Origin of the sequence: Streptomyces sp. NPDC058758 (genome assembly GCF_042746075.1) — a bacterium.
In the GTDB taxonomy this organism is placed as follows: domain Bacteria; phylum Actinomycetota; class Actinomycetes; order Streptomycetales; family Streptomycetaceae; genus Streptomyces.
The window spans coordinates 25,765-41,696 of record NZ_JBHYPS010000023.1; the positions used below are offsets into that span (position 1 = coordinate 25,765).

Annotated in this window: 22 protein-coding genes; 3 read left to right on the forward strand and 19 right to left on the reverse strand. The window is 73.6% G+C overall.

What is annotated here, in order from left to right; genetic code table 11:
• Nucleotides 1-10: 10 nt before the first annotated feature.
• From ACFW6A_RS24410 to ACFW6A_RS24430, 5 genes are all read right to left on the reverse strand, one after another.
• Nucleotides 11-1,783, reverse strand: a complete 1,773-nt coding sequence (locus tag ACFW6A_RS24410) for a hypothetical protein (protein WP_386642770.1) — start codon at nt 1,781-1,783, stop codon at nt 11-13.
• A 302-nt stretch (nt 1,784-2,085) separates the two neighbouring features.
• Nucleotides 2,086-3,123 carry a hypothetical protein gene (locus tag ACFW6A_RS24415; protein ID WP_386642773.1) on the reverse strand — a complete coding sequence of 346 codons (1,038 nt, stop codon included), beginning with the start codon at nt 3,121-3,123 and terminating at the stop codon, nt 2,086-2,088.
• Between the two features lie 117 nt (nt 3,124-3,240).
• A complete protein-coding gene (locus tag ACFW6A_RS24420; RefSeq protein WP_386642776.1) occupies nt 3,241-3,612 on the reverse strand; it encodes an HNH endonuclease in 372 nt (123 codons plus the stop codon).
• Nucleotides 3,613-3,704: 92 nt separating this feature from the next.
• Complete coding sequence (locus ACFW6A_RS24425; protein ID WP_386642779.1) at nt 3,705-4,202, reverse strand: hypothetical protein; 498 nt, start codon at nt 4,200-4,202, stop codon at nt 3,705-3,707.
• Nucleotides 4,203-4,575: 373 nt separating this feature from the next.
• On the reverse strand, nt 4,576-5,013 hold the full coding sequence (locus tag ACFW6A_RS24430; protein ID WP_386642782.1) for a hypothetical protein: 438 nt from the start codon (nt 5,011-5,013) through the stop codon (nt 4,576-4,578).
• Between the two features lie 132 nt (nt 5,014-5,145).
• Between ACFW6A_RS24430 and ACFW6A_RS24435 the strand changes: the two genes are divergently transcribed.
• The 3 genes from ACFW6A_RS24435 to ACFW6A_RS24445 all read left to right on the forward strand — a co-directional run bounded on the left by ACFW6A_RS24435 (nt 5,146) and on the right by ACFW6A_RS24445 (nt 6,408).
• Complete coding sequence (locus ACFW6A_RS24435; protein ID WP_386642785.1) at nt 5,146-5,562, forward strand: hypothetical protein; 417 nt, start codon at nt 5,146-5,148, stop codon at nt 5,560-5,562.
• Entirely contained in the window at nt 5,559-5,846 is a 288-nt protein-coding gene (locus ACFW6A_RS24440; protein ID WP_386642788.1) for a hypothetical protein, read from the forward strand. Before ACFW6A_RS24435 ends, ACFW6A_RS24440 begins: the two co-directional genes overlap by 4 nt.
• A 169-nt stretch (nt 5,847-6,015) precedes the next feature.
• Nucleotides 6,016-6,408, forward strand: coding sequence for a DUF3307 domain-containing protein (locus ACFW6A_RS24445; RefSeq protein ID WP_386642791.1), 393 nt, complete (start codon nt 6,016-6,018; stop codon nt 6,406-6,408).
• A gap of 10 nt (nt 6,409-6,418) precedes the next feature.
• Here ACFW6A_RS24445 and ACFW6A_RS24450 read toward each other — a convergent pair whose 3' ends face one another.
• From ACFW6A_RS24450 to ACFW6A_RS24515, 14 genes are all read right to left on the reverse strand, one after another.
• A complete protein-coding gene (locus ACFW6A_RS24450; RefSeq protein ID WP_386642793.1) occupies nt 6,419-7,087 on the reverse strand; it encodes a hypothetical protein in 669 nt (222 codons plus the stop codon).
• A 162-nt stretch (nt 7,088-7,249) separates the two neighbouring features.
• Complete coding sequence (locus ACFW6A_RS24455; RefSeq protein ID WP_386642795.1) at nt 7,250-7,651, reverse strand: hypothetical protein; 402 nt, start codon at nt 7,649-7,651, stop codon at nt 7,250-7,252.
• 47 nt (nt 7,652-7,698) lie between these two features.
• Nucleotides 7,699-8,136, reverse strand: a complete 438-nt coding sequence (locus ACFW6A_RS24460; protein WP_386642798.1) for a DUF4262 domain-containing protein — start codon at nt 8,134-8,136, stop codon at nt 7,699-7,701.
• A gap of 449 nt (nt 8,137-8,585) precedes the next feature.
• Nucleotides 8,586-9,089, reverse strand: coding sequence for a hypothetical protein (locus ACFW6A_RS24465; protein WP_386642801.1), 504 nt, complete (start codon nt 9,087-9,089; stop codon nt 8,586-8,588).
• Nucleotides 9,086-9,385 (reverse strand): hypothetical protein, encoded by a 300-nt coding sequence (locus ACFW6A_RS24470; RefSeq protein ID WP_386642804.1) that lies wholly within the window; start codon nt 9,383-9,385, stop codon nt 9,086-9,088. Before ACFW6A_RS24470 ends, ACFW6A_RS24465 begins: the two co-directional genes overlap by 4 nt.
• An 81-nt stretch (nt 9,386-9,466) precedes the next feature.
• The gene (locus ACFW6A_RS24475) at nt 9,467-10,306 is read right to left on the reverse strand and encodes a hypothetical protein (protein WP_386642807.1); all 840 of its coding nucleotides are present in this window, start codon (nt 10,304-10,306) and stop codon (nt 9,467-9,469) included.
• A gap of 51 nt (nt 10,307-10,357) precedes the next feature.
• Nucleotides 10,358-11,050: a hypothetical protein gene (locus ACFW6A_RS24480; protein ID WP_386642810.1), complete on the reverse strand. Its 693-nt coding sequence runs from the start codon at nt 11,048-11,050 to the stop codon at nt 10,358-10,360.
• A gap of 121 nt (nt 11,051-11,171) precedes the next feature.
• Nucleotides 11,172-11,600: a hypothetical protein gene (locus tag ACFW6A_RS24485; RefSeq protein ID WP_386642813.1), complete on the reverse strand. Its 429-nt coding sequence runs from the start codon at nt 11,598-11,600 to the stop codon at nt 11,172-11,174.
• Nucleotides 11,601-11,729: 129 nt separating this feature from the next.
• Nucleotides 11,730-12,656 (reverse strand): hypothetical protein, encoded by a 927-nt coding sequence (locus ACFW6A_RS24490; RefSeq protein WP_386642816.1) that lies wholly within the window; start codon nt 12,654-12,656, stop codon nt 11,730-11,732.
• 94 nt (nt 12,657-12,750) lie between these two features.
• A complete protein-coding gene (locus ACFW6A_RS24495; protein ID WP_386642819.1) occupies nt 12,751-13,440 on the reverse strand; it encodes a hypothetical protein in 690 nt (229 codons plus the stop codon).
• Nucleotides 13,441-13,590: 150 nt separating this feature from the next.
• Nucleotides 13,591-14,223: a hypothetical protein gene (locus tag ACFW6A_RS24500; protein ID WP_386642822.1), complete on the reverse strand. Its 633-nt coding sequence runs from the start codon at nt 14,221-14,223 to the stop codon at nt 13,591-13,593.
• Between the two features lie 105 nt (nt 14,224-14,328).
• Nucleotides 14,329-14,811, reverse strand: a complete 483-nt coding sequence (locus ACFW6A_RS24505) for a hypothetical protein (RefSeq protein ID WP_386642825.1) — start codon at nt 14,809-14,811, stop codon at nt 14,329-14,331.
• Between the two features lie 68 nt (nt 14,812-14,879).
• On the reverse strand, nt 14,880-15,302 hold the full coding sequence (locus tag ACFW6A_RS24510; RefSeq protein WP_386642828.1) for a hypothetical protein: 423 nt from the start codon (nt 15,300-15,302) through the stop codon (nt 14,880-14,882).
• A gap of 167 nt (nt 15,303-15,469) precedes the next feature.
• The gene (locus ACFW6A_RS24515) at nt 15,470-15,922 is read right to left on the reverse strand and encodes a hypothetical protein (protein WP_386642831.1); all 453 of its coding nucleotides are present in this window, start codon (nt 15,920-15,922) and stop codon (nt 15,470-15,472) included.
• Nucleotides 15,923-15,932 lie beyond the last annotated feature (10 nt).

A 15,932-nucleotide genomic window follows, 5' to 3' on the forward strand; every position in this document is an offset into this window, starting at 1 on the left:
GCCTGCGGTGTCAGTTGAGCAGGCCGCGGTTCCGGATCGGTTCGGACTCGTAGATGCACAGGAGGATGCCCTCGGCGCGGTCGGGGCTCTTCATGCCGCGGGCCTTCATCTTCTTCTTGGACTCGACGACGACGTGGCCGCCGGAGTTGTATTCGAGGTTGGGGGTGGAGAGCTGGATGGCGGCGTCGTGGTCGACGCGGAGGCGCAGCCGGCCGACTCCGGTCCCGGGGTCGGGCTGGAGGAGCGCCCTGGTGGCGAGCCACATCTCGTCGCGCTTGGTGAACGGCCGCATGACGGCGCCGGGGTCGTCGCGGAGCGGGGCTTCGGAGACCATGACGCCGACGATGGCGGATGTGTGCCGGCCGTTCTCCCCCCAGGTCTTGAGCATCGACACGGCGCCGTGGCCGAGACCGTTCTTGTCGATCTTGACGCGGACCTGGTGGGGGCTGCCGAGGGCCTGCGCCAGGCGTTCGGCGGCGAGGACTTCCTCCAGGATCTTCTTCGCGACGCGCACCTGATTGTCGTTGGCGGAGCCGCTGGAGTGGTGGCGGTGCTCGACGACGTCGCCGACGATCCGGTAGATCGTGAATTCGTCGCCGCCGTCGGCCGCGACGTCGACGCCGAGGCGGACCCAAGCGCCGCGGCGGACGGTGTGCGTCGCGGTCTCGCCGGTGAGGCCGAGGTCGCACAGCCGGACCCAGCCCGGGCCGGTGGGGTCCTCGACCGACTTGGCGTCCTCGATCCAGGTGATGGGGATGACCTTGCCGCCGCCACCCTTCGGAAATTTCGCGTGGACCTTCGCGATCACGTACGGGTGGTCCTCGCCGTACTCGCGGATCGTGCGGTTCACCCAGTCCATGTCCGGCAGGTGGATGGCGAGGGAGTGCTTGGGCACGCCGCGGGGGCAGTCGTTGCAGTAGGGGACGCGCTCGCCGGTGATGGCGGGGGAGTCGAAGGTGGCGATGGGGATGGTGACGGTGGTCGGCTCGTCGGGGTTCTCGCCCTCCTCGCACATCACCTCGAACCAGCTCCGCGGGTCGTCCATCGCGGGGTTGCCGATGCCGAGGAGCGCGGCCTCGCCGGTGAGGAGGTTGTTGGTGCCGTTGCCGATCGCGCGGGCGATACCGCCGGCCTCGTCGACGACGATGAGCAGCTTCGGGGTGCCGTGGATACCCTGCATGGACGCTTCGTCGTGGGCCTGGGCGGTGAAGCCATACGCCACGCGGACGTCGTTGCCCCACTGGTCGGGGATCTTCCACTGGACCTCGTCGCAGAAGCCGGGCAGGCCCGCGCGCGCGATCGTCTTCCGGATGTGGGGCCAGAGCTGATTGCGGACCTGCCGGAACCGCGTCGCGGTGGTGACGATCAGCATCGTGCCGGGCGGGTTCACGGCGCCGGCCCAGGCGACGAGGCGGCCCGCGATCCACGTCTTGCCGACGCCGAACCCGGCGGGGACCATGGTCCGCTTGTACTTCGGGATGGCGTCGACGATCTCTCGCTGCTTCGACCAAATCGACTCGCCCAAGACGTCCTCGATGAAGCCGCTCGGGGTGTCGGCCCACAGGCCGTACAGGGAGCCGGTCTCGCGCTCGACCTCGGTCAGGATCTGTGCCTGGTCAGCGTGGCCGAACTGGCGGAACGCCTCACGCCGGACGGGGACCGGGACGCGGAGCAGCTGGTCGGCGAGACTCCCGGCTTCCTTCGACCGTATGCCGGACCGGTTCTCCTTGGAGGCGGTGGCCGCTTCGGCGGCGGCGGTGCGGGTCGGGGGCGGCGTGAGCATGGCGCGCACGGTGCCGGGGCGGGTGAGCTTGTGTCGCGGGCTGCGGAAGCCGCGGGCTGTAGGCGGCCCCCGTCCGGTCTCGTGCATCCGCCCGCGGAGGGGAGTCCGGGTTGGCGCGTGATCGGGGACGGGGGCCGGTGCCAGTTCTCCGGCGGCCGGCTCCGGGTGGGAGAAGAGCCGGCCGCCGCGGGGCCCCGGGCATCGGGCCCGGGTGGGTGAGGCGGGGGATTGCCTCACCGACTACAGACGGAGTGAGGTCCGGAAGTGTTACAGGGTCCGCAGAACTTTTTCCGGACCTGGCCTCAGCCCTTCACGGCCACCGTGACGTGCTGCGGGAAGACCCCTGCCACGTCGGCGATCCGCTGGTGCGTCCACTCGTACGGCGCGGCCGCCAGGACGGGCATCGCGGCGTCGCGGATCGGGACGACGGCTTCGTGGATCGCTCGGTACCGCTCGTACTCGCGGGCGATCTTGGGCAGCGTCTCGTGGGCGTCCTCCACGAACGGCACGCCGGCGTCCTTGCCCGCCTGCACGAGGTCGTCGCGGGTCGGCACCTTGGCGTCGCGTTCGAGCTTGAGGGCCCGCTCCAGCACGCGCTTGAGGCCGGTACGGCTCAGGCCCGCGGCGAAGTAGACCGCCTTGGCGGTGGTGTAGCAGCACAGGGACGCGATGGCCTGGTCGCGCTCGACGATGAGGCGGTTCATCTGTTCCTGCGCATCGATGTTGATCTCGGCGGCGCGCTCCAGGCGCTCCTCGGGCCGGGTGATGTCGGTGAACGTGTCGAGGACCTGGTCGCGGGCGGCTTCGCGGATCGGCTTGAAGTCCGGACGCTCCAGCTCCGGCACGGGGACCCGGCGGGACGCGAGCTTGGCGGCGGCGAGACCGCGCTTGCGGTAGGCCTCCTGCCATTGGGCCTCGTTCTCCTGGAACTTCACCGCCAGCTCGACGGCCTGGGCGCCGGTCTCGGCGGTGCAGCGCAGGCCCAGGCTGTCGGCGAGGCGGGGCCTGTCTTCCTTCGGCGGGAGCGCGGCGCCGGGGGCGCCCCAGGTGTAGCCGAGCGCTTCGATCCGGATGCGGCGGATGGCGGATGGGCTGATGCCGAAGGCCGCGGCCAGCCCGAGGAGCGTGTGCTCGCTGGGGTGGTGGAAGGCGTAGGCGGCGATGAGCTGGTCGCGCTCGGGCCGGATGATGGCCATGTTGGTGTACGCGGCTTCGCGGATCTCGTCGGCGGCGTCGCGGCGGGCCTTCGGGTCCCTGATCCGCCTGAGGGCCGTGCGGACTTCTTGGACGGCCTTGCGGCGGATCTCGTCGTAGTCGACTTCGGGGAGGGTGCTGGTCATGACGGGTCCCGTGCGGGAGTGCGCCCGGAGGCGCTGGTGGCAGGGGAAGCCCCTAGCCGTAAGTCCTTCTCTTCGGAATGTACACCAAGTTTCCCTCGTCTGGCCCAACCGCGGGCGCTACCGCTGGGCGGCGGCGGGCAGCGGACCTCTGACGTGGGTGCGGGTGCCGTCGGCGTAGAGGACGTACTGGGCGCCGTTCGGGTAGGTGACGGGCATCTCGCCGGGGAGCATGGGCCGGCGGACCTTCCAGCCGTGGCTGTAGCTCTCGCGGGGGTGGTCCTCGAACCATCCGTTGCAGGTCTGGCAGGCGAGGAGGAGGTTGTGGGGCTGGTTGATCCACGGCTCGCGGGCCCCGCCCATGCCGCGGTTGACCCGGTGGTGGATGGTCAGGTCCCGGGTGGTGTTGCAGCGGGTGCAGCGGCCGCCGTCGCGGATGAGGACGAGCTGGCGAACGGCGTCGGTGGGGCCGGTACGGCGTCGGGCTGGCACGGGGTGCTCCGTCCTGCCCCGGCGCCGGGCCGCGGGCGCGGCCGCTGGTGAGCGCGCAGGGCGAGGACGGGAACATGCACCTCGCGCGGGACTTACGTCGCGGCGCCGGCGAGCTCGCCCTCGTCGGTCGGGTCGGCGGCGCGGGTGAGCGCGTCGAGGATGGTCGCGGCGTCGGGGATCCGGACGTAGGACATGTGGAGCTTGCCGGCGTCCTGCTCGCCGAGGGTGATCTCGAACTCGGCGCCGGTGGTCTCCTCGTCGTAGTAGTAGGTGCCCGGGCCGCACTGGTCGAGGGGGCCGTCGGCGTTGTCGAGCCAGGCGATGCCGAAGACCTCGTCGATGGCCTGGGCGATCACGTCGTTGGGGATGCCCTCGAACTCGATGGTGCTGCGGCCCTCGTTGTCGATGCAGACCTGCCCGGAGCCGAGGCCGGGCTGGTCGTAGGCGAGCATCACGTCGCAGCAGTACGCGGGGGTGGGGTTGTGGTCGAGCGGGGGGAAGGCGGCCCGCATCGCGGCGGTGGCCGCTTCCTCGGTGTCCTTCCAGGCTCGTTCCCACTCTTCGATGGCGTCGGTGACGGCAGGGCGCATGGTTCTCTCCGTTCTTCCCGACACGGGCATCCCGCGGGGTGCGGCCGCCGGCCGGGGGGCGGTTCGGTCGGAGAGAACCGTGCAGGGGCGCGGTGCTTGTGTCGCGCGAGGCCGCTTGTCGGCCTCGTTCCCGCCCGGGCCCGGGCGGGCCGCGAGGGGCCCGGCCGGGGGCCACCACCCGCGAAGTTCATCTGGTTCTGGTTCATCTGGGTTGAACTACATCTTGTTTACGTACGCCACAGCGCATGAGGCCGGATGCGGCAGAGCGCATGAGGCCGGATGCGCTGTGGCGCATGTGGGGGGTGACCTCATGCGCTCTGCCGCATGTGGGTGACCTCATGCGCTGTGCCGCATGAGGGTAGAAAACCGCAGGTCAGGAAGCCATCTGGGGGGAGCGGGAGAACAGGGCGCGGAAGCGCGACCACAGCCCGGCCGCCGGGCGCTCCTCGGCGGCGACGGCCGGCTTGTCCTCGACGACGGTGACGATGACGGGCTCGGAGGGAAGGAGCACCGGCTGCGCTCCGGCCGTCACCGTCGCCTTGTACTTGCGGGCGGCGTCCGCCCGCATGATCCGCCGGTAGAGGTTGTCGTACGGCTGCTCGGACTCGTCGACGACGATCCCCTGGTCGAACTGCACCTGGGCGGCGCGGCCGCGCGTCATCCAGCGGGCGAACGAGCCGGCCGTGATCCCGGCGGCCTCCGCCGCCTGGGGGCGGGTCAGGCCCGCCTCGACGGCCTGGCCCAGCTTCTCGATGACGACGGGGGTCAGGAGCGTCGGGCGGCCACGGCGGGCAGTGCTGCGAGTAGTCATGGCGCGGACAGTAGGAGTGCCCCCGGCTTGTGTCGCGCCCTCGAAAATCAGGCCGGGACACAAGGCCCGGCACGGCCGCATTGTGCGCGGCGACCAGGGGCGCACCGGGCGCTCCTCGACTACGGGAGCACCATGTCCTCCTCGTCCCCTGCCGGCGCTCTCGCTGGGCGCGTCTTCGGCACCGGCGTCACGTACGCCCTCGGCTTCTCCCCCATCCTCCTCCTGCCGCCCCTGTTCTCCGTCGAGCTGACCCACGGCTGGCTGTGGTTCGTCGCCTCGGGCTTCCTCGCCGGCGCCGCGGTCGGGTTCATGCCCCAGGAGAAGCACGGCTGGATAACGCCGCTCAACACGAGTGTGCTCGCGGGCGTGTCGTCCGTCGGCATGTCGCACCTCCTCGGCATCTGGGCCTCCGCGCTCTACATCGTCGCGCTGTTCATCGCCTGGATCCTCGGCGGGCGCAGGAAGAGGAAACTGGCGCAGCGCGCCTCGGCCGTGGCGGCGCCGGAGAACGATCCGGCCCCGGGCCGCAGCGCCGGCGGTGCCCGATGACCACCGTGCGATCCCTCCAGCTGTCGCGGCGGTGGGCGGTCCAGTGCTGGTTCGACCCCCTCAACCCCTGGTTCGGGGCCTACGCGGTGCCTTGGCGTGCCGACGGCAAGCGCATCGGGGCGGCCGTCACCGTCCTAAGGATCACCACCGTGCTGATCTGGCGGCTGCCCCGGCCGAAGGCCTCCCGCGCGGCCGCCTGCACCCCGGTGCCGCCCTGGCGCCGGCGGCGGGTGCGGGACTGGGCCGACTCCGCGTGGGAGTGGATCGAATCGCTGTGGGACTGACCCGCCCGCGCCCGGGAGGTAGCCGCGCGGCGGCTCCCTGAGACGCACACCACCCTTGTCGTGCCCAGCACGATGCACAACGGCCGAGCCGGCCGCCCGACAGTGGGGCGGCCGGCTCGGCCGTTCCGTTCCGAAGCACCATCACACCCTGCCGACCCGGAGGTCTGCCGTGTTCGCGTCCGTCTTCATCCTGCTGTACGTCGCCCATCTGCTGTCCGACTACGCCTTCCAGACCGACTACCAGTCCGGCCACAAGGCGCTGCGCACAGCCGCCGGGTGGCGGGCCCTGGTCGTCCACGCCGGGACGCACGTCGCGACGTCGGCGGCCGCGCTCGGCGCCGGCATCGCTGTCCTGGACCTGCCGCTGACCGGAACCGACCTCGCCGTCGTCCTCGCGTGGGTGGGCCTGTCGCACGGCTTCATCGACCGCCGGTGGCCCGTCCAGTGGTGGATGGAGCACACCGGCAGCGCCGACTTCTTCACCAAGGGCGGGGCGCCGCTCGTCGACCAGGCCGCCCACGTCGCCGCCCTGTTCCTCGCGGCGCTGGGCGCAGCGGGGTGAGCGCCGCAGGTCAGTGCCGAACGGACAGGGGCTTCCGGCGCAGGAGCTTCGCCCACCGGGTCTGGCCGAGGCGGTGAGAGCCGCCGGCGGCCGCCAGGAGGCCGTCAACGGCCTCGATCACCTGCGGGTGCTCGACGTCGGGGAGCTGGGCCTTGCTCAGGGTCCCGAGCAGCCCGTCGTCGGGGTAGTCGGCCCGGAGGGCGGCCTGCTGGCGGTCCGACAGCACGAACAGCCGCTGGGCCTCCGTACGGAGGCTGGCAGCGCGGGCCGGCTCGGTCTCAGCGCTGCTCGCGTCCTTGTCGGTGCCGCGCAGCCATGTCGGGCCGATCTCCTCGGCGAGCTGGACGCGCCACTGGCCGACGAGGGGGATCAGCGCGGCCACGATCTTCCGCTGCCGAGCGGGGGAGAGCTTGCGTGCGTGGCCGACCGCCCGGGCCGTGAAGTCCATCAGCTGCTCGCCGAGGATCGGGTCCGACACGTAGGTGCTGCTGCGATCGAGCTCCTGGCGCGCGTGCACCAGGTCGGATCGCAGGTCGATCACAAGGGTGCGCAGCTCGACCTCGGCGGCGGCCTGCGCCTTGGCGTGCTCCTGGCGACGAGTGATCCAGGCGGCGATCAGGGCGGTAAGGGCGACGGTCGTGAAGGCGGCGATCGGCACCCAGGTGGGGACGGTTATCAACGAGGCGGGTCTCCTTCGGTTCGGGGGGGGAGGGGCGCCCGCCGAAGAGCAGCGGGGCGGCCAGTGGAACACCTCAACTCCCCCATGGGCCCCCGAATTCCCGGCCAGCACGGCGGAACGCGGGCGGGCCGCCGAGCGGGGTGCTCGGCGGCCCGCCGGGTCCTACCGGGCCTTGACGATCGACGGCGGTCTCGGCGCGGCGGGCACCTTCACGGCGGGCGCGGGCGGGGCCTTCGGCTTGGCGGCCGGGGCCGTCGGCTTTGCCGGCGCGGGCACGGCGGCCCCCGGCGGCGCCAGCGGCGCAGGGCCGCTCTCGGGCGTCCGGCTGCTGCTCGCCGGGGTGTTCAGGACGTACGGCCGGGGGCCAGCCGGGACGTAGTCGCCGCTGCCCTTGGACGACACCGTGCCGCACCGGGGGAGGGACCGCCGGTCGTCCTCGGGGCCGTCGGCGGCGGCGACCGCGACCAGGAGGAACGCGGCGAAGGCGAAGGCGAGCGCGCACGCGGTGAGCAGCAGCGGCAGCGCCGGAACGGTCGCCGTGGTCGGGCGGGTGGGGCGGAACATGCGGGTGAGCCTTTCGGTCAGGGGAGGAAGGGGAGCACCGCGGCGGCCTACATGAGCGGCTGCGCCTGGCGGCCGTCGTAGTCGCCGGCGTCCGGGAAGCGGCCTTCGACGTCGGGGAGGAGGACCTGCCAGACGTCCGGCTGGTGACCGAACAGGGCCCGCATGCCGGTGAAGGGCCGGGGATCGGTCGCGCGCCGGAGCCGGACGGGGAAGCCGACGAGGACGCCGGTCACCTCCAGGCCCTCGGTGGCCTTGAGGCCCTGGAGGATGAGCTGGTCGACCGTGTTGTTGAGGACCGCGCCGGCGAGCTCGGCGGGCAGGCCGGCGAGGGCGAACTCGTAGTCGCCGTGCCCGGGCAGGGAGCACACGCCCACGGTGTACGCGAAGGGCGGCTTCACGCCGTCCGGGTCGAAGACCCACCGGATCGTGTGTCCGAACCGCCGGATGATCCGGTTCGTCTCGTCGTCGATGGTGCTGCTGCCCATGAGGCACTCCTCGGACCGGGGTTCGGGCGGGGACGCGGCACGGGCGCAGCGGGGCACTGGCGGGCCTGCTCGGCGAGCTGCGCGGAGACGTCGGCCATCCACGCCCGGAACGCGTCTGGGGGAACACAGCCGGCCGTGGCCGTTAGCGTCCACACCTGCGCCGTGGTGGCCATGCCGGGGAGCGCGGCCGGGGAGGCGGGGAGCAGCGGCCCGTGAGGGATGCGGTGGATCCCGAGGGCGGCGGCCACGTCCCGCGTGAACCAGACGACCTCGCCGTGCCGGACGCGGGCGCGGACGGGCGCGGCGCCGAAACGGAAGACGCGCGACAGGGACGGCATGGGGAGGTTCCTCCGGGGCGGCGGGCGGCTGGCACTGGTACAGACGGAGTGGGAGGCCGATCCGCTACACCCCGCCGGCGTCGGGCCGGGCGGGGCGCAGCGGCGGCGGCCTCACAGGATGTTGCGGCTGGACTCCTCGAACCGCCCGGAGGTCAGGTCGACGATGAGGTGCGCCCCGTCGAGCGGCGGCCGCAGCGCCGAGTACTCATCCAGGAGGTCCACGTACCGGCCGTAGGCGTCCTCGAACGCGTCGTCCTCCCCGACCTCGGGGTACTCCATGCGCGCGACCGTGCCGTCCTTGCGGTGGAGGTAGAACCTCTCCTGCTGCCAGTGCGGACCGTTGCCGTCGTCGCCGTCGTACGTGACGAACTCGACCCGGGCGACGTCCTCAGGGTCGACCAGGGCCCGCAGGGCGGCGAGGAGCGCGGCGCGGGTACGGCCGGTCAGCTCCTCGGTGCACCAGCTAATGCAGTCGTACACGGACTTGCTGCTCATGACCCGCAGGAGCGCCCGCAGCCGCTCTTCGTCGGTGAGCAGCGCGGCGGGGTCGACGGCGGCCGGGAGCAGGACGGCGGGGGCGCGGGTGACGCCGACCTCGATGGTGTGGATGTTCATGCGGAGGTTCCTTCCGGGAGTTCGGGCAGGGTGTATCCGGCGGTCTCCAGGCGCGCCACGAGGTCGTTGACGTCCAGGCCGCCGACGTCGTTGGACTCGGTGACGTACTCGGCGACGATGCGCAGGACGGCGGCCGGCTCGGGAGCGGCCCACTCCAGCACCGTGTGCCGGAGGAAGGGGCCGACGTACGTGGCGCGGTGCTTCTCCGTGGGCCCGTGCGGAGCGCGGCCGCACGTCACGGCGTCCGGTCCGTCTTCGGGGCCGGGCGCGCCGCACAGGGCGTCGGGCTGGTTCAAGGGCTCTCCTGGAGCAGCCGGGGGGCGGGCCGGCGGTGGTGCCCCGGGGCCGCGCGGCGCGGCCCCGGGGCGGGACGGGGGTCAGGGCAGGAAGGTGCGGGCGGCCTTGGCGATCGCCTTGCCGACGGTGCGCAGCTCGGCCGGGAGGCTCGGGGCCCCGTCGGGGAGGTCGATGGTGACCGTCTCCCGGTCCGGGTAGTGCTTCCAGCCGAGGACCAGGTCGTCGTAGTCGTCGACGTACAGGCGCAGCTCCGGGGTACCGCCGGGGCCCCACAGCAGCCCGTACGCGCCGATGTAGCCGGAGTCCGCGCCCCATCCGTCGCCGAGGGCTTCGGCGGCCGCACGGGCGTAGTCGGAGATCCCGTACGCGTACTCCCTGCCCAGGCCCTTCTCCTCGGGCCGCTCGGGCGCGAACGGCGGCGGGACGACGACGATCAGGGTGTCGCCGACCTGCGGCTGCTCGAAGTCGCCGAGCTCCACCAGGGCATCGGCCACCCCCGAGCGCTCAAAGTCCTTCGGGTACGGCGTCCCTATCCAGGCGTCGGTGAAGTACGCCGTGGCGTCCCACGTGGCCCACGCGGGGCCGTCGTCGTACTCGGTGGTGACGCGGAAGCCGATCGCGGCCGGGCGGCGCTCCTTCGGCTCGTCGTCGAACCACTCCGCCAGGCGGTCACGCAGGTCCTCCAGGAGCTCCCCGTACTCGTACCGGGGCGGGGTGACGTCCTTGGTGTACGGGCGCGGCTTCTCGCAGGCGCTGCACGCGTCGGTGTTCAGGGTGTTGACGGTCCGGCAGACGCAGCGCCACATCAGGCCCTGGTGCGCCGCCAGGTCGGCGAGCTCCGCCCGCTGGGAGGGGAGCGCGGCGCTCAGCAGGTAGTCGAGGGCCGGAGTGGCGGTGTTGCGGGTCATGGGCTGGGACAAGGTGTGTCCTTCGGATTGGCCGTACGGCGCGCGGGCCGGCGGCGGGGCGGGTCAGGCGTGGGTGAGCTGGGGGGCGTCGGCGAGCGACGCGAGGAGGGGGCGCACGAAGGTCCGGGCGAGGGGCAGGTCGGCGCCCCGCCACGCCGAGGTGGAGCGGATCGCCTTCCAGTGCTCCTCGGTCATGGGCAGGGCCGGGGCGCCCGCGCAGTGCGGCACGGTGCCGGGGGCGTGCGCGCCGGTGATGTCGACGTGGGCGCCGTCGGGCCGGGTGACGACGATGTGCCCGATTCGGCACGGGCACTCCTCGTCGCTTTCGTCGCCGCACATCCGGTCGGTGCCCCAGCACTCGGAGGTGAGCAGCGCGGTCGTCGGCCAGCCGGTGACCTCGTGCAGGGCGAGCGCCAGGGCGTGGCACTGGCCCTCGGTGAACGCCCGGCGGGCCGTGTCGTCCAGCCGGCCCGGGGTCACCTCGAACCGGGTGTGCCACTGGCCGAGGACGGTGACGGGCCGGTCGTCGGGGAGGCCGAACGCCTCCGTCAGGGCGGTCATCACGTCGTCGAGCCGTTCGTCCGCCTCCAGGGCGTACGTGAAGCGGTCCTCGTCGTAGGCGGGCATCGCGGTCTCCGGGATGTCTCCGTCGTCGTCGGCGTACTCGCTCAGGGCGACCAGGTGGGCGGCGTTCATCGCCCGGTAGTCGGCGATGGCGGCGTGAACGACGGCGAGGGGGGTCGGGTTCTTCGTCATGGCGGGCAGGGGTACCGGGCGCCGGGGTCTTACGTCTGGCCCCGGGCCGGGCGCAGCGTGCGGGGGCCGGGCGCGCCCCGGGCCGGCTGCGGCGCGGGCCCGGGGCGCGGGCGGGGAGGGGTCAGGCGAGGCCGGTGATGGTGATGTCGGCGGCCCGGTCGGGGGTGCCGAACAGGTAGGTGGCGAGCACCTTCGGGATGTCCGACTCGGTGGTGTAGCCGGGGACGATCTGTACGGTCTGGTACAGCGGCTTGCCCTCGTACTGGGCGGCGAGGCCGGGGCCGGTGGCCCGGAAGTGGACGGCGCGGGTGTACGGGTCGGTGTCCTCGGGGGCGGTGGCGACGGCGTACCGGGCGCGGCCGCCCGCGTCCTCCAGGCGCACGGTGCGGAACGCGGCGAGGGCGAACGCGGCCCACGTCTCGCGGGCGGCGGGGACCGTCGCGATGACGATGCTGTCGCTCTGCCGGATGGCGGTGACGTCTTCGAATCCGGCGCTGGTGAGGCTGTTGCGGACGGCGTCTCGGAGCTGCGTGACGGTGGGGTTGGACATGAGGGTCCTCCGGTCGGAAGGGGGCAGCACCGCGCCGGCGCGCGGGCGCCGGGGTGCTGCGGGAACGGGCGGGGATGGTGCCGGGCGGGAGCGGCTTGGGTCGCGCGCTCCCGCCCGGGAGGCCGGTCCCTAAGCGGGAAGGGGCTGGCCGCTCTCGGCGCGCTCCGCGTTGATCTCCTCGGCGTTCTCCTCCAGGAACCGGAACCACTTGGCGTACGGGCCCTCCTCCTCCCAGCGCACGCGGGCGAGGGTGAGGGCGTGCGCGTCGCTGTCGCTCTCGCCGTGGCGGAAGCCGTAGCGGGCGAGCCCCTGTGCGGCGAGTTCGGCGTCCACGGTGTCCCAGGGGCGGCCGCGCCGGAGCCAGTCGGTGCGGATGACCGAGTGGAGGGGGAAGTCGTGCGCGTGCTCGCCGGTGAGCGGCGAGACGACGTAGTAGAGGACCTGTCGGGGGGCCGGGGACTCGTCGGGGGATTCGGGCGCCGGGGCGGGGTGCGCGGCGAGGATGTTCCGGGCCCGGTCGAGGGCGAGGTCCCAGTGATACCGGGTGAGCGTGCCGGCGCGGGCGCGGCTGTCGAGGTCCGCCCATGCCTTGTTGAAGCCCTCGGCGGTGGCCCAGTCGTCGTGGGGGAGCCAGGCGGCCGGCTCGTCGCCGACGTACTCCCACACTTCCTGGGGGCCGATGTAGGGGCCGCCCTCGCGGATCGTGTCGATGACGTTGCCCCGGTGGCTGTCGATGGCCTTGCGGGCGGCGGGGTGCAGCGCGGCGAACAGGTCGGCGGCGAGGGTGTACTGCTCGCGGTCGCGCTCGGCGTCCGCCTGGGCGGCGGCCGCCGCGTTGAGCTTGTCGCGGCACCGGTCGTGCAGGGTGGAGAGGGGGAAGGTCTCCGCCTTGGCCATGGTGAAGAAGTTGGTGCTGCGGTTGTAGTGCCCGCGCGGCTTGATCCGGCGGTTGCACAGGGCGCGGCCGTCGGGTCCGTAGACGTGCCAGAGCTCGGAGGAGGACTCGGTGGTGGCCCAGACGCGGGCGGCGGCGGGGTCGGTGCCGATACGAGGCATGGGTGTCCCTTTCTGAGGCGTGCGGCCTTGGTGTTGACCCCCTCGCTCTTGGGGGCCAACAAGGAAAACTGTACACCAACTTTAGTCCGATGGGTCACGCGCCCCCGAACAAGCCGGAGTTCCCCCGGTGCTCCTGCGCCGCCGCGAGCGCAGCCATCCGCGACCCGTACGTCCCCCGCCACCCGCACGTGCACGTAGCCGAGGCCGACGCGTCGTAGGAGCGGCCCGCCCACAAGGACGACTGCACCCACCCCTTCGGCCCCGACGTCCGGGTCAGGTGCCGTGCGGCCGGGGCGCACAGCAGCCGCAGCCCCGCGTCCACCACGCCGGCGACGCGCCAGTCGTCCCACTGCGCCCCCTCCAGCCGGGCGGACAGCTCCACCCCAGCGTCCGACGTCACCGCGATCCGGCCGTCCGGCCAGACCCGCGCGGACGCCCCGGGCACGCCCCACCCCACCGACCCGTCCGACTGCCGGGGCACGCCGTTCGCGTGCGTCCGCGTCATCCTCGCCAGCAGCCGCACAGACGCCGGGGCCATGCCCGGACGCCGGTGATCGGCGGCGGCCGGGGCATGCGCGGCGAGCGCGGCCAGCCACGCCTCCACATGCCCGTACGCGGCCGGGCGCAGCGTCACCAGGGCGGCACGCTCGCCGTTGCCCGCCCGGACAGCGGCCCGGACGAACTCCCGCCCGGGGGCCCCGGCGTACTTCCGCAGCCGGACCGGGCCGTGAGGCGTCGGGTAGTCGGTCGTCTCGCGGTCCGCGAGCAGGAGCAAGCCGGGCATGGGGGCCTCCAGGGCGAGGGGGAGCAGCAGGGGCAGGACAGGGGCGGCGGCGCGCCCCGTCGCCCGTCCGGGTGAAGCGCGGGGCGCCGGGGGGAGAATCGACGCCCCGCGATCGTCATGTTCGTGAGCGGGCGCGCCCGGCCCGCCGGGTCAGGCCGGGCAGGGCTGGGGGTGAACGCGCCGGCGGGCGCGCTCCAGGACGGCCGGGCGCCGCTCGGCCGGTATCGGCAGGTGGTGCTTCGCGTACTCGTACGGGCCGTCGCCGGGGGCGGGCATCCGGTGCACCACGAGCACCCCTCCGGGGAACGCGCCGCTCGGCCGGGTGATCTGGAAGACGACCCGCGTACGGCCCATACGGCGCACCCACGAGTAGGTGACGTCCTCCCGGTCCGGCACGGCGTACCGGGCCGGGCCGATGCTCAGCCGGTAGAACGTGCACGCGGTCGGCGCGCCCGGCTCGTCGTGCTCGCGCTCCCAGTGCCCGCACCGGGAGCAGCCGGGGGTGAGCGGCGGCCGCTCGCACGGCGCGGCCCGGTAGACCGGCCCGAGGACGGCGGGGAGCATGCTCGCGGTCGGCCCGAAGGTGAAGACGACCGTGCCGTCCGGCTCGACGGCGGCGGCGCCGTGGGAGTGGAGCGCAGAGGCGAGCACGGAGCGCACCAGGGCGCCGGAGACCGGCACCGCGGCGCCGTCGCGGCGCACGTCGTTCAGGGCGTACGCGACCTTGGGGGCGTCCAGCGGGCGGGAGATGGCGAGCGGCAGGGAAGCGGTAGCGGTGGCCATGGCGGGGTCCTCTCGGCGGCCGGGCGGCACAGGCGGTGGGGGAGGGTGGCAGAGGGCGGGCGTTTGTGGCCCGGGGCGCGGCGGCGCGCCCCGGGCAGTAGGCGTTCAGGCGTAGAAGCGGCGGGCGCGGAGCAGGCGGGGGGCGTACGGCACGGCGGCGTCCTGATGCCGCTCGACAACATGGCGCAGCGCGTTGTCCCGGGCGGCTTCGGGGGTGCTTTCGATGCCCCACTTCGGGCAGTCGTAGGACGTGAGCCGGCCCGCGCACGCGGCCCCGGCGACCGGCACGTTGAAGAAGTGCACGCCACACGACCAGCCGTAGGGGTACGTCCCGTTCCAGCGGTGCCGGTAGGCCACGGCCACGGGGCCGGGCGCTCCGGGCTGCGTCAGCCACGCGTCGACGACATCGCGCACGTCCGGGTTGAGAGCGTGCGGGGTGACCATCTCCCAGGACAGGGCCAGCGCGGGCCACTGGTCGGCGGGAAGCGGGGCGTCGGTGATCAGCGGGGCGACGGCGGGGAACTCCGGCCAGTCGGCGGGGGCACCGATCGGGCGGGGGAGCGGCGCGGGCAGGGACAGATGAGACATGGGGATCCGTTCGAGGGTCGGGCCCGGGGCGCGGCTGGCGCGCCCCGGGCCGGCGAGGTGGCGCCGGGTCAGGACCCGGCTTCGCTGTCGGGGTTCGGGTACTGGGAGGCCGGGTTGCGCAGCAGGGCGAGCGCCGCGCCGTAGAAGACATCGATCGGGGCCGGGTCGGCGGTGAACGCCTTCGCCCGGTCTCGCGCGGTCTCCAGGGCGCGCGTGATGGCGTCGAGCGGGTACTGCTCGGGCGGCAGGGCCGGGATGACCTCGAAGCTGTCCCCCAGCGGGACGCCCTCGGTGCTGTGAAGCTCTTCCCAGTCCTCGCCGGTGGGCCAGTGCCCGACGGTGAGCGAGCCGTCCGCGCGCAGGTCGAGCGCGATGTACCCCAACTCCGGGCGGTCGGCCCGCTCAACGGCGAGCGTGACGGTCTCCTCGGCGTCGGAGACGTCGACGACGGCCAGGGGGCGAAGCTCGTCGTTGGTGATCAGGAAGCGCATGGGGGTTCCTCTCGGGTGGGTCGGCCCAGGGCGCGGCCGGTGCGCCCCGGGCCGGCGGTCAGGTGGCGGGCTGGGCGGCCGGGCGGGTGAGGGTGACGAGCGTCGGCCACAGGCGGCGCGCCCCGTACGTGGCCCGGAAGTACCGGTGCGTCTTGGGGCGGGGCGGGTCAGTAGCGGGGGCGGGTGTCGGCGGCGAGCACCCGCAGCGCGGCGGCGTACTCGGGAGTCCCGGGGCGGTGGGGGAGCGCGCGGAGCAGTGTGGGGCCGCCGGGCCGGCTCGCGACCGTTACGCACAGGACGGTCGCGGCGCGGGCGTTGCGGCACTCGGCGGGGAGCCCTTCGGCCGTGCAGGGGCCGGGGCCCGTGCAGTCGGCGGACACGGGGGCGGGCGCGGGGCCGCACTGGCGGTTGCCCATGGTGGCGCAGTCCCATCCGGACTCATCCTCATCGATCCGGCCGTCTCCGTTGTCGTCGCCGTGCGGCGCGACGGTGGCGGTGCGTCCGGCGTCGGCGGCGGCGCCGTCCAGGGCGGCGCCCATGGCGTACGCGGCGAGCAGGGCCAGGGCGAGGAGCAGCAAACCGGCGGCAAGGTTGAGCGCGCGGTCGAGGATGCGGCGCATCAGGAAGTCT

What these genes read in the sequence shown, in the direction of transcription:
- ACFW6A_RS24410 (WP_386642770.1), bottom strand. Translation starts at nt 1,783, where the DNA reads ATGCTCACGCCGCCCCCGACCCGCACCGCCGCCGCCGAAGCGGCCACC.
- ACFW6A_RS24415 (WP_386642773.1), bottom strand. Translation starts at nt 3,123, where the DNA reads ATGACCAGCACCCTCCCCGAAGTCGACTACGACGAGATCCGCCGCAAG.
- ACFW6A_RS24425 (WP_386642779.1), bottom strand. Translation starts at nt 4,202, where the DNA reads ATGCGCCCTGCCGTCACCGACGCCATCGAAGAGTGGGAACGAGCCTGG.
- ACFW6A_RS24430 (WP_386642782.1), bottom strand. Translation starts at nt 5,013, where the DNA reads ATGACTACTCGCAGCACTGCCCGCCGTGGCCGCCCGACGCTCCTGACC.
- ACFW6A_RS24435 (WP_386642785.1), top strand. Translation starts at nt 5,146, where the DNA reads ATGTCCTCCTCGTCCCCTGCCGGCGCTCTCGCTGGGCGCGTCTTCGGC.
- ACFW6A_RS24440 (WP_386642788.1), top strand. Translation starts at nt 5,559, where the DNA reads ATGACCACCGTGCGATCCCTCCAGCTGTCGCGGCGGTGGGCGGTCCAG.
- ACFW6A_RS24455 (WP_386642795.1), bottom strand. Translation starts at nt 7,651, where the DNA reads ATGTTCCGCCCCACCCGCCCGACCACGGCGACCGTTCCGGCGCTGCCG.
- ACFW6A_RS24460 (WP_386642798.1), bottom strand. Translation starts at nt 8,136, where the DNA reads ATGGGCAGCAGCACCATCGACGACGAGACGAACCGGATCATCCGGCGG.
- ACFW6A_RS24465 (WP_386642801.1), bottom strand. Translation starts at nt 9,089, where the DNA reads ATGAACATCCACACCATCGAGGTCGGCGTCACCCGCGCCCCCGCCGTC.
- ACFW6A_RS24480 (WP_386642810.1), bottom strand. Translation starts at nt 11,050, where the DNA reads ATGACGAAGAACCCGACCCCCCTCGCCGTCGTTCACGCCGCCATCGCC.
- ACFW6A_RS24485 (WP_386642813.1), bottom strand. Translation starts at nt 11,600, where the DNA reads ATGTCCAACCCCACCGTCACGCAGCTCCGAGACGCCGTCCGCAACAGC.
- ACFW6A_RS24490 (WP_386642816.1), bottom strand. Translation starts at nt 12,656, where the DNA reads ATGCCTCGTATCGGCACCGACCCCGCCGCCGCCCGCGTCTGGGCCACC.
- ACFW6A_RS24495 (WP_386642819.1), bottom strand. Translation starts at nt 13,440, where the DNA reads ATGCCCGGCTTGCTCCTGCTCGCGGACCGCGAGACGACCGACTACCCG.
- ACFW6A_RS24500 (WP_386642822.1), bottom strand. Translation starts at nt 14,223, where the DNA reads ATGGCCACCGCTACCGCTTCCCTGCCGCTCGCCATCTCCCGCCCGCTG.
- ACFW6A_RS24505 (WP_386642825.1), bottom strand. Translation starts at nt 14,811, where the DNA reads ATGTCTCATCTGTCCCTGCCCGCGCCGCTCCCCCGCCCGATCGGTGCC.
- ACFW6A_RS24510 (WP_386642828.1), bottom strand. Translation starts at nt 15,302, where the DNA reads ATGCGCTTCCTGATCACCAACGACGAGCTTCGCCCCCTGGCCGTCGTC.
- ACFW6A_RS24515 (WP_386642831.1), bottom strand. Translation starts at nt 15,922, where the DNA reads ATGCGCCGCATCCTCGACCGCGCGCTCAACCTTGCCGCCGGTTTGCTG.